This window comes from Leptothrix mechoopdaensis (SeqCode), assembly GCF_053893855.1.
The window spans coordinates 3844860-3857120 of the sequence record NZ_CM132699.1; the positions used below are offsets into that span (position 1 = coordinate 3844860).

14 protein-coding genes are annotated in these 12261 nt (G+C 71.6%); 9 read left to right on the forward strand and 5 right to left on the reverse strand.

Annotated elements, in window-relative coordinates:
* The first annotated feature begins 49 nt into the window (after window positions 1-49).
* The 3 genes from purT (at window position 50) to ACWA7K_RS16675 (ending at window position 2516) form a co-directional block, all read left to right on the forward strand.
* Entirely contained in the window at window positions 50-1294 is a 1245-nt protein-coding gene (gene purT, locus ACWA7K_RS16665; RefSeq protein WP_456162522.1) for a formate-dependent phosphoribosylglycinamide formyltransferase, read from the forward strand.
* Window positions 1295-1409: 115 nt separating this feature from the next.
* Window positions 1410-1610, forward strand: a complete 201-nt coding sequence (locus ACWA7K_RS16670; protein WP_456162523.1) for a hypothetical protein — start codon at window positions 1410-1412, stop codon at window positions 1608-1610.
* Window positions 1611-1652: 42 nt separating this feature from the next.
* Complete coding sequence (locus ACWA7K_RS16675; protein WP_456162524.1) at window positions 1653-2516, forward strand: hypothetical protein; 864 nt, start codon at window positions 1653-1655, stop codon at window positions 2514-2516.
* A 371-nt stretch (window positions 2517-2887) separates the two neighbouring features.
* On the opposite strand, the gene ACWA7K_RS16680 is transcribed toward ACWA7K_RS16675, so the two are convergent.
* The 4 genes from ACWA7K_RS16680 to metK all read right to left on the reverse strand — a co-directional run bounded on the left by ACWA7K_RS16680 (window position 2888) and on the right by metK (window position 5962).
* A complete protein-coding gene (locus ACWA7K_RS16680) occupies window positions 2888-3313 on the reverse strand; it encodes a PIN domain-containing protein (RefSeq protein ID WP_456162525.1) in 426 nt (141 codons plus the stop codon).
* Entirely contained in the window at window positions 3310-3591 is a 282-nt protein-coding gene (locus ACWA7K_RS16685; protein ID WP_456162526.1) for a type II toxin-antitoxin system Phd/YefM family antitoxin, read from the reverse strand. Before ACWA7K_RS16685 ends, ACWA7K_RS16680 begins: the two co-directional genes overlap by 4 nt.
* Window positions 3592-3653: 62 nt before the next feature.
* The gene (locus ACWA7K_RS16690) at window positions 3654-4745 is read right to left on the reverse strand and encodes a DNA glycosylase AlkZ-like family protein (RefSeq protein ID WP_456162527.1); all 1092 of its coding nucleotides are present in this window, start codon (window positions 4743-4745) and stop codon (window positions 3654-3656) included.
* A 35-nt stretch (window positions 4746-4780) separates the two neighbouring features.
* Window positions 4781-5962 (reverse strand): methionine adenosyltransferase, encoded by a 1182-nt coding sequence (metK, locus tag ACWA7K_RS16695; RefSeq protein ID WP_456162528.1) that lies wholly within the window; start codon window positions 5960-5962, stop codon window positions 4781-4783.
* Window positions 5963-6154: 192 nt separating this feature from the next.
* Here metK and ACWA7K_RS16700 point away from each other — a divergent pair, with 192 nt between their 5' ends.
* The 6 genes from ACWA7K_RS16700 to ACWA7K_RS16725 all read left to right on the forward strand — a co-directional run bounded on the left by ACWA7K_RS16700 (window position 6155) and on the right by ACWA7K_RS16725 (window position 11578).
* Entirely contained in the window at window positions 6155-7054 is a 900-nt protein-coding gene (locus tag ACWA7K_RS16700; RefSeq protein ID WP_456162529.1) for a lysophospholipid acyltransferase family protein, read from the forward strand.
* Window positions 7051-7959 (forward strand): LpxL/LpxP family acyltransferase, encoded by a 909-nt coding sequence (locus ACWA7K_RS16705; protein WP_456162530.1) that lies wholly within the window; start codon window positions 7051-7053, stop codon window positions 7957-7959. The genes ACWA7K_RS16700 and ACWA7K_RS16705 overlap by 4 nt, the downstream gene beginning before the upstream one ends.
* 71 nt (window positions 7960-8030) lie before the next feature.
* Window positions 8031-8933 (forward strand): diaminopimelate epimerase, encoded by a 903-nt coding sequence (gene dapF, locus ACWA7K_RS16710; RefSeq protein ID WP_456162531.1) that lies wholly within the window; start codon window positions 8031-8033, stop codon window positions 8931-8933.
* Window positions 8930-9610, forward strand: a complete 681-nt coding sequence (locus ACWA7K_RS16715; protein ID WP_456162532.1) for a DUF484 family protein — start codon at window positions 8930-8932, stop codon at window positions 9608-9610. The genes dapF and ACWA7K_RS16715 overlap by 4 nt, the downstream gene beginning before the upstream one ends.
* Before the next feature lie 2 nt (window positions 9611-9612).
* On the forward strand, window positions 9613-10578 hold the full coding sequence (locus ACWA7K_RS16720; protein ID WP_456162533.1) for a tyrosine recombinase XerC: 966 nt from the start codon (window positions 9613-9615) through the stop codon (window positions 10576-10578).
* Between the two features lie 151 nt (window positions 10579-10729).
* Window positions 10730-11578 (forward strand): hypothetical protein, encoded by an 849-nt coding sequence (locus ACWA7K_RS16725; RefSeq protein WP_456162534.1) that lies wholly within the window; start codon window positions 10730-10732, stop codon window positions 11576-11578.
* Between the two features lie 49 nt (window positions 11579-11627).
* On the opposite strand, the gene ACWA7K_RS16730 is transcribed toward ACWA7K_RS16725, so the two are convergent.
* The gene (locus tag ACWA7K_RS16730) at window positions 11628-12188 is read right to left on the reverse strand and encodes a hypothetical protein (RefSeq protein ID WP_456162535.1); all 561 of its coding nucleotides are present in this window, start codon (window positions 12186-12188) and stop codon (window positions 11628-11630) included.
* Window positions 12189-12261: the final 73 nt, after the last annotated feature.

A 12261-nucleotide genomic window follows, 5' to 3' on the forward strand; every position in this document is an offset into this window, starting at 1 on the left:
GGTGCCGGTCAGAATCCGCGACTTCCTTCACACCGTCACCCCGCCCGCCATGACCACCACCCTCGGCACCCCGCTGTCCCCCCACGCCACCCGCGTCATGCTGCTGGGCAGCGGCGAGCTGGGCAAGGAAGTCCTGATCGCGCTGCAGCGGCTGGGGGTCGAGACCATCGCGGTCGACCGCTACGAGAACGCGCCGGGCCAGCAGGTTGCCCACCATGCGCGCACGATCGCGATGAGCGACGGCGCGGCGCTGCGCGCGCTGATCGAGGCCGAGCGGCCCGACCTGGTCGTGCCCGAGATCGAGGCCATCGCCACGCCGGTGCTGGAGGCGCTGGAGGCCGAAGGCCGCATCCGCTGCGTGCCGACCGCCCGCGCGGCCCGCCTGACGATGGACCGCGAGGGCATCCGCCGGCTCGCCGCCGAGACGCTGGGCCTGCCCACCAGCCCCTACCGCTTCTGCGATTCGGCCGAGCAGCTGCAGGCCGCGATCGACGGCAGCGACGGCCAGCCCGCGATCGGCTACCCGTGCGTGGTCAAGCCGGTCATGAGCAGCTCGGGCAAGGGCCAGAGCAAGGTTGACGGCCCGGCCGATGTCGCCAAGGCCTGGGACCACGCGATGGCCGGCGGGCGCGTCAGCCACGGCCGCGTCATCGTCGAGGGCTTCATCGACTTCGACTACGAGATCACGCTGCTGACGGTGCGCGCACGCGCGGCGGACGGCTCGGTCGAGACGCATTTCTGCGCCCCGATCGGCCACCTGCAGGTCAGCGGTGACTACGTCGAAAGCTGGCAGCCGCACCCGATGTCGCCGCTGGCACTGGAACGCGCGCAGCAGATCGCCGGCGCGGTCACCGCCAACCTGGGCCTGGGGCTGGACGGCCAACCGGCCGGGCTCGGGCTGTTCGGCGTCGAGCTGTTCGTCAAGGGCGAGCAGGTGTGGTTCAGCGAGGTCAGCCCGCGCCCGCACGACACCGGCATGGTGACGATGACGACGCAGTGGCAGAACGAGTTCGAGCTGCACGCCCGCGCGATCCTGGGCCTGCCGGTCGACACGGCGCTCAGGAGCACCGGCGCCAGCGCGGTGATCTACGGCGGCGTGGACGCGGCCGGCATCGTCTTCGACGGCGTCGACGAGGCCCTGCGCGTGCTCCGCAGCGAGATCCGCCTGTTCGGCAAGCCCGAGAGCTACGTCAAGCGCCGCATGGGCGTGGCGCTGGTCCGCGACGACGATGTCGAGCACGCCCGCGCGCAGGCCCGGCTGGCGGCGTCGAAGGTCCGGCCTCGAACCGCCTGAATTGAAAGAACCTCGTATTGATCGGCATTCCAGCGTGGCGCCGGGCCGACGACAGGTATCCGCAGGGGTATCCGGACGGCCTCCGTGACGACACCCCTGTGGCATATTTCCCGGCATGAAAGCGCTCAAGAGTCCGCTCGCCCGCGAAGTCCTCGCCGACCCCCTGGCCAGCGAGCAGCTGCGCCAGTTCATGGTGGCCCGCGAACGCAGCGCCGCCGGTGAACGGACCGTCCCGGCACCGCAGGTGATCGTGCTGCGCCAGCCCAAGGGCCGCACCTTGCGCCTGAAGCCGGTGGTCGTGCCCAAGGCCGCCTGAGCCGCGTCCCCCCTTGAATCCCGCCACGTCGCGCATCCGGCGATGAACATCGCCCTGCCCGCCCTCGTCGTCTTCCTGGCGCTGCTGCCGGGCTTCATCGCCCGTTCGCGCATCAAGCGGGCCGAGCGGCTGTCGCTGGACTACTCCCCGTTCGGGCAGGTCGCCACCGAGGCGATGGTCTGGGCCATCGTGCTGCATGCATCGTGGCTGGGACTGGCCTCGCTGCTGTCGGCCTTCGACACGCTGATCGGCGCCGAACCGCCGGCCGGCCGTCCGCCGCTCGATGCCGGCGTGGTGCTGCACCTGCTGGCCGCACACGGCCCGACGCAGTCCGAGGCGCTGGACGTGGTCGCCCAGCACGCCGGGCGCATCGCGGCCTACCTGGCCAGCCTGATCCTGTTCTCCTACGCCGGCCCGACGCTGCTGCGCCACGCCGTCACGCGCTGGCGCATGGACCGCCGCGGCGCACGCTTCAGCGCCTGGCTGCGCTTCTCGCAGGCGCCCTGGTACTACCTGCTCAGCGGCGCCGACTTCGCCGAGGACGAGGTGCCCGACTTCATCGCCGTCAGCGCCCTGGTCGACGTGGCCGGCCAGCCCTGGCTCTACAAGGGCATCCTCGACGACTACGACATCCAGCCCGACGGCCAGCTCGACCGGCTGATCCTGGGCCAGGTGATCCGCCGCCCCCTGTCGGCCGACAAGGGCAGCGCCGACGGCACCGAACGCCCCGGCTGGGGCCGCTTCTACCCGGTCGACGGCGACTGCTTCGTGCTGCGTTACGCCGAGACGATCACCCTCAACATCGAATACATCAAGCTCGCCCGCGCCGACGACGCCGAGCCCCGCCTGCCCCCGCCCATCCTGACCCCCGACGAAGCCTTCGCACCGACGCAGCCGGTGTGGTGAAGGTGAGCCCCTCGCCCGGCGGGTACGCCGGTCGATCCCCCGGGGGGATGCGGGCCGGCTTGGGGCGGCCCGGCGCTCGGCCCGGGGCGCGGCCGCCATCGACGGTGTGTATGCGGGGCGCGCCGTGCAACGTGGCGCGGAACGGGTGGTCCATCGGCACGAGCCCGTCGGACACCGGAGGTGTCCGACCTACCGGGGATCCATCGATCGCGAGGGTGGATGCGGGCCGTCGGACGCTGCGGGTGCCGGACCGGCCGGGCTGGTTCGGTGCCGTTGCGTCTTCGGTAGGTCGGACACCTCCGGTGTCCGACGGGCTGGTGGCGGATGCGCCTGGGGCTGGGGATTGGAGGGGTTCGTCGATCCAGACGGACTCAGCGCGCTTCCCAGGGGTCCAGCAGGTTGACGCCGGTGGGCTCGAAATCGGTGCGATTGCGGGTGACCACCGTCATGCCGTGGACGAGGGCCGTGGCCGCGATGAGCGAGTCGGAGATCGGGCGCGGATCGGGGACGTGAAGGCGGGCGGCGCGCAGCGCCACCGCCTCGTCGACGCCCAGCACACGACCCGCGAAGGAGGGTTGCACCTGGGCGGTCAGCCAAGCTCGCAACAGGGCGCCCTGACGCGCATCGCGACGCTCCATGATCAACACGCCGGATTCCAGTTCCATCAGCGTGATGACCGAGATGAACATCCGCGCGGCGGGCACGGATGCCGCCCAGCGCAGCACATTCGGATCCGCCCGTCCCGAGCCGGACTTGCGGATTTCGGAGATGACGTTGGTGTCGAGCAGGTACATCACGATCCGGCGCCGGGATCGACCCCGTCACCCAGGTCAGCCGGTCGATGCAGCGCCCGGCTGCGCGGTGCCTCGAACTCGATCAGGTCGGCATCCGGCATGGCCAGCAAGTCGACGATGCTGGGTTGCGCCCCCAACAGCGCCTCGTAGTCCTGGATGGTCAGCAGCACATGCGCGGGGGTGCCCCGGTCGGTGATGAAGACAGGCCCGGACTCGGCGGCGCGCTTGGCGCGGCTGGCGTCCTGATTGAACTCTCGACTGGTCAGCGTGGTGGCAGGCATGGCGCGGGCTCCCTTGTAGGCACGTACCTACATTGCCATACAACGGTGTGGACGACAAGCCCTCAGACCACGCCGAGGAACTCGCCCATCCGCCCCAGCTCATCCTCCAGCGCCCGCTCGAACGCCGGGTCGGCGGGGCGGCCTTCGACGTAACCCAGGTCGACCTGCAGGCGGCCGGCGGCGAGTTTCAGGTTGGCCCAGCCGATGACCTGGTCGCGCCAGAGCAGCGGCATGGCGTAGTGGCCACGCTGGCGCTGGGCGGCGGGGACGTAGGCCTCGAAGCGGTAGGGCCAGCCCCAGAAGATCTCGAAGCGGCGGCGGCCCCAGACCAGCGGGTCAAAAGGGGCGAGCAGGCAGAGCCGGTCCGGATCGTGGCGGCGGCTGCGGGCCGGGTCCTCGTCGTCGGGCCAGTACCAGCGCAGGCCATCGACCTCGGCGCTCGGCCAGCGGGCGCGCGCGCGGTCGAGCGTGGCCGCGCGAAGGTGGCGCCATTGCGGCGTGCCGCCCTGCATCAGCAGGCCGACGAGCTGCGTCAGGCCCGGTGCGGGCAGCGGCGCGTAGGTCTTGAGGATCAGGTCGGCGAGCGCATCGAGCGCGGCCTGCGGATCGACCGGTTCGGCCGTGGCGTCCGGCACCTCGCGCACGGCATACAACCGCGTGCCGCCCTCGCGCCGGGCGACGCGCAGGCGGCCGCGGTAGAGCAGGCCGTCGAGCAGCTCGGTGCTGGCGCGGGTGCGGCCGCCGAACCAGTTGTCGACGCTGCCGTGGTCGAAGTGGGCGTCGACCTCGGCGGGATGCACGACGCCGCGTTCGCGCACGAAGTCGAGCACGGCGCGGGCCTGCAGCCAGCGGGTCTCGTCCCAGACATGGCGCGGTTCGCGCGGGTGCAGCAGCGGCTGGATCTCGCGCGGCAGGAAGCCGTGGTTGACGAAGAAGTCTTCCTCGATCGCCAGCGCCGGATAGCGCCGTTCGAGGTCACCGGCGCGGTAGTCGCGCACGCGGTGGCGCAGCGTCAGGTCCTGCGCCTTGGCGGGCGCGCGCAGCGGGTCGGCCTGGACGAAGCCCAGGCGCCGCAGCGCGGCCGGCAGGGTGGTGGGGGCGAAGAGGCTGCGGGCCAGCGCGTGGCGCCGCAGCTGGTCCAGGCGCAGGGGCATCGTCAGGTGACCGCCCTGCGTCCTGGGAGTTGGCCTTACAGCCCGGCCGCCGCGCGCAGGGCGGCGGCCTTGTCGGTGCGTTCCCAGGTGAACTCGGGCTCCTCGCGACCGAAGTGGCCGTAGGCGGCGGTCTTCGAGTAGATCGGCCGCAGCAGGTCGAGCATCTGGATGATGCCCTTGGGCCGCAGGTCGAAATGCTCGGCCACCAGCGCCGACAGCTTCTCGTCGGAGATCACGCCGGTGCCTTCGGTGTAGACGGTGATGTTCATCGGCCGGGCCACGCCGATGGCATAGGCGACCTGCACCTGGCACTGGCGCGCCAGACCGGCGGCCACGACGTTCTTGGCGACGTAGCGGGCGGCATAGGCGGCCGAGCGGTCGACCTTGGACGGGTCCTTGCCCGAGAACGCGCCACCGCCGTGCGGGCAGGCGCCGCCGTAGGTGTCGACGATGATCTTGCGACCGGTCAGGCCGCAGTCGCCCTGCGGGCCGCCGATGACGAAGCGGCCGGTCGGGTTGATCAGGTACTGGGTGTCGGCGGTCAGCCACTCCTTGGGCAGCACCGGCTTGATCAGCTCCTCGCGGATCGCCTCGTAGAAGGCGTCGGTCATGCGGTCGCCCAGGCTGTACTCGGGCGCGTGCTGGGTCGACAGCACGACGGTGTCGATGCTGTGCGGCTTGCCGTCGACATAGCGCATCGTCACCTGGCTCTTGGCGTCCGGGCGCAGGAAGGGCAGCCGGCCGTCCTTGCGCAGCTGGGCCTGGCGCTCGACGAGGCGGTGGGCGTAGTAGATCGGCGCGGGCATCAGTTCGGGCGTCTCGTCACAGGCGTAGCCGAACATCAGGCCCTGGTCGCCGGCACCGGTGTTGAGGTGGTCGTCGCTGGCGTGGTCGACGCCCTGGGCGATGTCGTTGCTCTGCTTGTCGTAGGCGACCAGCACCGCGCAGCCCTTGTAGTCGATGCCGTATTCGGTGTTGTCGTAGCCGATGCGCTTGATGGTGTCGCGCGCGACCTGGATGTAGTCGACGTGCGCGTTGGTCGTGATCTCGCCGGCCAGCACCACCAGGCCGGTGTTGCACAGCGTCTCGGCGGCGACGCGGCTGCGCGGGTCCTGCTCGAAGATGGCGTCGAGGATGGCGTCCGAGATCTGGTCGGCGACCTTGTCGGGGTGGCCTTCGGAGACGGATTCGGAGGTGAAGAGGAAGTCGTTCGCCACGGTAGGCACTCCAGTTTTTCAATTGAGGGTCGGCTGGTTCGCCCGCCTCGCTGATGGAGCCTGTGGCGAACGCTTTAGCGGATCTGGTTCAGCAGCGTGTCGCTGCCGCGTGTCGGACAATCCTGGGTTGGATCACCGGCCCGTCGCCCCGCAAGTTGTTCTTTAACTCGGCGAAGCCTTCATTTTAGTCTTGTGATTTCGACCCTATTCCGTCTAACAGCCCGGTTTCCGCTGGGCTTCTTGCACCGTGCCGGCGCGTTCGCCGGGGGCCTCGCCTTCCGCCTGTCGCCGAGCTATCGGCAGCGTTTCCGCGAGCAGGCGGCGCAGGCCGGCGTGGACTGGGAAGCCGCACGTCCGGCGATCGGGCAGTCCGGCTGCATGCTGGCCGAACTGCCGTGGCTGTGGGCCCGCCCGCACGACAGCCGGCTCGGTGACCTGGTCAGCTGGGACGGCGCCGAGCACATCGACGCCGCGCTGGCGGCCGGTCGCGGGCTGGTCATCCTGACGCCGCACCTGGGCAGCTTCGAGATCATCGGCCAGGCCTACGCCGAACGCTGGGGCCACCGCCAGCCGATGACGGCGATGTACCGCCCGCCGCGCAAGGAATGGCTGCGCGAGCTGGTCGCGCATGCCCGCAACCGGCCGGGCCTGCAGACCGCGCCGGCCACGCTGGTGGGCGTGCGGCAGATGATCCGCGCGCTGCGCAGCGGCGGCACGATCGGCCTGCTGCCCGACCAGGTCCCGCCCGAAGGCATGGGCGTGTGGGTGCCCTTCTTCGGCCGCCCGGCCTACACGATGACGCTGGCCGCGCGGCTGCTGCAACAGACCGGCGCGGCCTGCCTGATGGTCTCGGCCGAGCGCCTGGGCGGCCTGCGCGGCTACCGCCTGCGGGTCGAGCTGCCGGCCGAGCCGATGCCCGGCACCGACGCGATGCCGATGGCCGGCGTCGACGCGCAGGCCCTGGCCGAGGCCGGCGCCCGGGTCGTCAACCGCGAGATGGAACGCATGATCCGGCGCCTGCCCGGCCAGTACCTGTGGGGCTACCACCGCTACAAGGGCCCGCGCGAGGCCGACGCAGGAGGATCGCCGTGAGCCGGCGCTCGAACAGCCTCTCGGCCCGCCTGACCGCACATGCGCTGCTGGCGCTGCTGCACACGATCCAGTGGCTGCCGCTGGCCTGGCAGGCGGCGCTCGGACGTGGCGTCGGCCGGCTGTTCTGGCACTTCGCGCACGGCCGTCGCCAGATCGCGCTGCGCAACCTCGAGCTGTGCATGCCCGAGCTGACACCGGCCGAACGCGAGGCGCTGGTGCGTGATCACCTCGGCTGGCTCGGCCGCAGCCTGCTCGAACGCGGCCTGCTGTGGTTCGCGCCGCCGGACCGGCTGCGCCGGCTGATCCAGGTCGAGGGCGATGTCGGCCTGGCCGAACGCAGCGAACGGCCGGTGATGTGGCTGGTGCCGCACTTCCTCGGTCTCGACGTGGCCGGCGCGGCGACGCAGCTGTTCCAGACGCGCTGGGTCAGCTCGATCTACCAGACCCAGAGCAACCCGGTGCTGGACACCGCGATGCGGCGCGGCCGGCTGCGCTTCGGCGTCGGCGAGGTCCACCCGCGCAGCGACAGCGCCAAGCCGCTGTTTCGCGCGATCAAGCGCGGCGACGCCTTCTTCAACCTGCCCGACATGGACTTCGGCGAGCGCGACGCCGCCTACGTGCCCTTCTTCGGCGTGCCGGCCGCGACGCTGCTGGCGCCCTCGCGCATGGCCCGCGCGCTGGGCATGGTCGTACAGCCCGTGGTGGCCGAGATCCTGCCCGGCGGCCAGGGCTACCGGGTGCGCTTCCTGCCGCCCTGGGACGACTTCCCGAGCGCCGACGCCGAGGCCGACACGCGCCGCATGAACGCCTGGATCGAGAGCGAGATCCGCCGCAACCCGGCGCAGTACCTGTGGGTCCACAAGCGCTTCAAGACCCGGCCGAAGGGCGAGCCGCCGCTGTACTGAGCGGCGCGTCGCCCTGTCGCCGACGATCTTTTCGACACTTGCGTCCGCGCCCCGAAGCAGATAATTCGCCGATGCGTTTGCACTTCACCAAGATGCAGGGCGCCGGCAACGACTTCGTCGTGCTGGACGCCACCCGCGCGCCGCTGGCGCTGTCGGCAGCCGACTACCGTTTCCTGGGCGACCGCCGCTTCGGCGTCGGGGCCGACCAGATCCTGGTGGTCGAGCGCAGCACGACACCCGGCGTCGATTTCCGCTACCGGATCTTCAACGGCGGCAGCGGCGACGAGGTCGAGCAGTGCGGCAACGGCGCGCGCTGCTTCGCCCGCTTCGTGCGCGACACCGGCCTGACCAGCGCGGCCAGCGTCAAGGTCGAGACGGTCAACAGCCTGATCGAGCTGCACGTGCAGCACGACGGCCGCGTCACCGTCGACATGAACCAGCCGGTGTTCGCGCATGACCGCATCCCCTTCGATGCCAGCGGCCTGAGCCCGCGTCCGCACAACGGCCATTCGAGCGACAAGGCCGATGGCTTCGACCTCTGGCCGCTCGCCCTGCCCGGCGCCAGTCTGCCGTCGGTCGATGTCGCGGTGCTGTCGATGGGCAACCCGCACGCGGTCCAGCGCGTCCACGACGTCGACACCGCACCGGTGGCCGAGATCGGCCCGCTGGTCGAGGGCCACGCGCGCTTCCCGCGTCGGGTCAACGCCGGCTTCCTGCAGGTCGTCAGCCGCCGCGAGGTCCGCCTGCGCGTCTACGAACGCGGTGCCGGCGAGACGCTGGCCTGCGGCACGGGCGCCTGCGCGGCGGTGGTGGCCGGCATCCGGCTGGGCTGGCTCGATGCCGAGGTGGACGTCCACACCCGCGGCGGCCTGCTCACGATCGCCTGGGCCGGCCCGGGCCATCCGGTGCTGATGACCGGCCCGGCGCAGACCGTCTACACCGGCGAGATCCAACTTCCCGACCACGCAGCATGACCATCCAAGGGATCACCGAACAGGACATCGCCAACTACCTGGCGAACACCCCGGGCTTCTTCGAGCGCCATGCCGAGCTGCTGGCCAGCGTCGAGCTGGCCAACCCGCACGGCCAGCGCGCGGTCTCGCTGCAGCAGCGCCAGATGGAGATGCTGCGCGAGCGCATCCGCGGGCTGGAGCGCCGGATCATGGACATGATCCGCCACGGTCAGGAGAACGCCGGCCTGGCCGACCGCCTGCACCACTGGACCCGCAGCCTGATGCTGGTGGCCGAGCCGGCCGACCTGCCCGACGTGCTGGTCGACGACCTGCGCGAGCAGTTCCTGATCCCGCAGGCGGCGATCCGGCTGTGGGACCTGGCGCCCGAACACGCCGGACGCGCATGGGCCGCCCCGATCGGCGACGAGGTGCGCGGCTTCGCGGCCGGCCTGACGCAGCCGTACTGCGGCGCCAACGCGGCCTTCGAGGCCGTCCACTGGCTGCCCGACGCGGCCAGCATCGCCTCGCTGGCGCTGATCCCGATCCGGCCCGACAGCGCCAGCCCGGTGTTCGGCCTGCTGGTGCTCGGCTCGCCCGACCCGACCCGCTACAGCGCCGACATGGGCACCGACTTCCTCAACCGCATCGGCGAACTGGCCGGCGCGGCGCTGAGCCGGCTGCTGCCCGAGACCGCCTGAGCATGAGCCTCGGCCCGGTCGATTCGGGCCTGCCGGCCGAGCCGCTCGGCCCGGTGCCGTCGGCCTTCCTCGAACACCTGCGGGTCGAACGCCGGCTGGCCGAACGCACCCGCACGATGTACGGCGGCGCGTTGCGCCGGCTGCAGGCCGCGATGGCCGATCAGGCCCTGGCCTTCGACCAGGTCCGGCCGCACCACGTGCGCCGCTGGGCCGCCGTGCTGCACGGTCAGGGCCTGGGCTCGCGCAGCATCGCGATCCACCTGGCGGCCTGGCGCGGGCTGTTCCGCTGGCTCGGGCGCGAGGGCCGCGTGTCGTCCAACCCGGTCGACGGCCTGCGCCCGCCCAAGGGTCAGCGGCCGCTGCCCAAGGCGCTGCCGGTCGACCAGGCCGTCGCGCTGGCCGATCACCACGACGAGACCGGCGCGAACGACCCGCGTCTCGAAGCCCGCGACCACGCGATCACCGAGCTGCTCTACGGCTGCGGCCTGCGCAGCGCCGAGCTGACCGGGCTGGACCTGCACCCCGGCGGCCCGGGCGGCGGCTGGATCGACCTCGACAGCGGCGACGCCGACGTGCTGGGCAAGGGCAGCCGGCGCCGCGTCGTGCCGGTCGGCAGCGCCGCGCTCATCGCCCTGCGCGCCTGGCTGGCGCTGCGCCCGCAGATGGCGCGGGCCGACGAACCGGCACTGTTCGTCAGCCAGCGCGGCACCCGCCTGACCGACTCGCAGATGCGCCGTCGCCTGACCGCCCGCGCGGTGCAGGCCGGCCTGCCCAGCCACGTCCACCCGCACATGCTGCGCCACAGCTACGCCTCGCACCTGCTGCAGTCCAGCGGCGACCTGCGGGCGGTGCAGGAGCTGCTGGGCCACGCCCAGATCAGCACCACCCAGGTCTACACGCGGCTGGACCACCAGCACCTCGCGAAGATCTACGACGCGGCCCATCCGCGGGCCCGGCGCAAGGGCTGAGACCGGGGCAGCGGTCCGGGTCGGCAGGGGGCCTCCTGCACAGACTCGCCAGATGGATCGGCACACCAACCGAAATCTGTCATGAATCAGGCTGGCGGTCGCCGATAGCCTCGGTGTTTCTTCGCCCCCGCGCGCATGACCGAAAGACGCCATGAAGATTGCCCTGATCGATCTTGACCATCCCCAGACCCTGCAGACTGCCCGCATCGACGGTCTGACCCAGCGCGAGCTTCGTGCCGCGACCTGGCGGGGCAATGACCTGCTGGTGCGCACCGCGTCGGACTCGGTGCTGGTGCTGAAGGGCGCCCTGGTCAAGCTGCTGGCCCATCCGGGCTATTTCCTGGTGCTGGACGACGCACCGCTGCCGCTGGCGGCCTTCGCGCCGGGCTTGCCGCAGCCGTCGTCCTATTCGGCCCCGCACGTGCCGCCGTTCTGTTTCCCGCTGACGATCTCGATCGGCCATTCGCCGTCCGGTCGACTCGGTGCCCAGCGGGCCGCCGCCCTGGCCGACGAGGCCTGGGCCGATCACGCCACGGCGCTGCTGGCAAGTTCGGCCGTCGAGGTAGCCGCCCCGGACCTGCCGAGCCCGGCCCTGGCCGCCGCCGGCAGCCACGCGCCGGCCGAGGCACCGTCCTTCGAACTGACGGGCGAGTGCCTGTTCCCGTCGGTCCAGACGTCGAACGCATCGGCCATCGCCGCGCCGGCCGTCACCGAGCCCGCCAGCGCCTTGTCCAGCCCGTGGGCCTGGCTGGGCTGGACCGCGCTGGCCAAGGTGGCCCATGACGTGGCGACACGCGGCAACGCCGTCGCCCAACCCGCCGCCACAACGGCCGGCAAGGCCTCCGTCCCGGCCACCGACGGCAGCCAGGACGCCACGAACACCGCCGCCGCCGACGGCTCCGACATCCCGGCCAGCCAGGACACGGCCGTCGCGTTCACCCCGACCCACGCCGCCGACCTGCTGGCGGCCGCGCTGCATGCGGTGCCGGTGATCGGCTGAGGGGCGGCGACTGAGCGGCGGCAGCCGACAGCCGGACCGTCAACCTGCTTCAGCGCGCCACGTGCTCCAGCGATGAGTGATGGACGACGATCCGCAGCTTGCCGGCGTCGTCCTTCACGAAGGTCCAGGTCTTGTCGACGGTCGTCATCTTGCCGTCGGTGCCGGTCAGGTGGACCTTGCCCATCGTGGTCGCGCTGTCGCCCGAGATGAAGATCGCGGCGTTGTCGACGTCGCAGCGGCTCCAGCCCTTCAACGCGAATCCGGTGTCCTTCGGGTAGGCGGCGTCACCGCCGACGAAGTAGGCCAGCGCACCGGCGCGGGTCAGGCGGAAGGTCTGCGGCTGGGTCGTCAAGGTGGGCTTGAACAGCACGGCGCCCATCTGGTAGCCATAGGCCGAGTCGATGACCTTCTCGGCCAGCGCACGGGCCGCCGGCTGGCCGCCTGCCGAGCCGGCCGCCGAGATGTCGACCAGCGCCTGGCACCAGTCCTTCTGCGCCGCCACGACCTCGGCTTCGCCGATGGCCTGGTTGACGACCACCGCTCGCGCCTGGGCGAGCGATGCGGCGCCGGCCAGGATGAAGGGGGCCAGGAAAAGGGTGCGGTGCTTCATGTGATGTCCTCCGGGATGGGTCGGGTCGACCGGTTGGCCGGTCTGTTGCCGGAACCGCGACGAACGCCATTCG

Coding starts and splice junctions, on each gene's coding strand:
- purT (WP_456162522.1), top strand. CDS start 50: ATGACCACCACCCTCGGCACCCCGCTGTCCCCCCACGCCACCCGCGTC.
- ACWA7K_RS16670 (WP_456162523.1), top strand. CDS start 1,410: ATGAAAGCGCTCAAGAGTCCGCTCGCCCGCGAAGTCCTCGCCGACCCC.
- ACWA7K_RS16675 (WP_456162524.1), top strand. CDS start 1,653: ATGAACATCGCCCTGCCCGCCCTCGTCGTCTTCCTGGCGCTGCTGCCG.
- ACWA7K_RS16685 (WP_456162526.1), bottom strand. CDS start 3,591: ATGCCTGCCACCACGCTGACCAGTCGAGAGTTCAATCAGGACGCCAGC.
- ACWA7K_RS16690 (WP_456162527.1), bottom strand. CDS start 4,745: ATGCCCCTGCGCCTGGACCAGCTGCGGCGCCACGCGCTGGCCCGCAGC.
- dapF (WP_456162531.1), top strand. CDS start 8,031: ATGCGTTTGCACTTCACCAAGATGCAGGGCGCCGGCAACGACTTCGTC.
- ACWA7K_RS16715 (WP_456162532.1), top strand. CDS start 8,930: ATGACCATCCAAGGGATCACCGAACAGGACATCGCCAACTACCTGGCG.
- ACWA7K_RS16720 (WP_456162533.1), top strand. CDS start 9,613: ATGAGCCTCGGCCCGGTCGATTCGGGCCTGCCGGCCGAGCCGCTCGGC.
- ACWA7K_RS16725 (WP_456162534.1), top strand. CDS start 10,730: ATGAAGATTGCCCTGATCGATCTTGACCATCCCCAGACCCTGCAGACT.
- ACWA7K_RS16730 (WP_456162535.1), bottom strand. CDS start 12,188: ATGAAGCACCGCACCCTTTTCCTGGCCCCCTTCATCCTGGCCGGCGCC.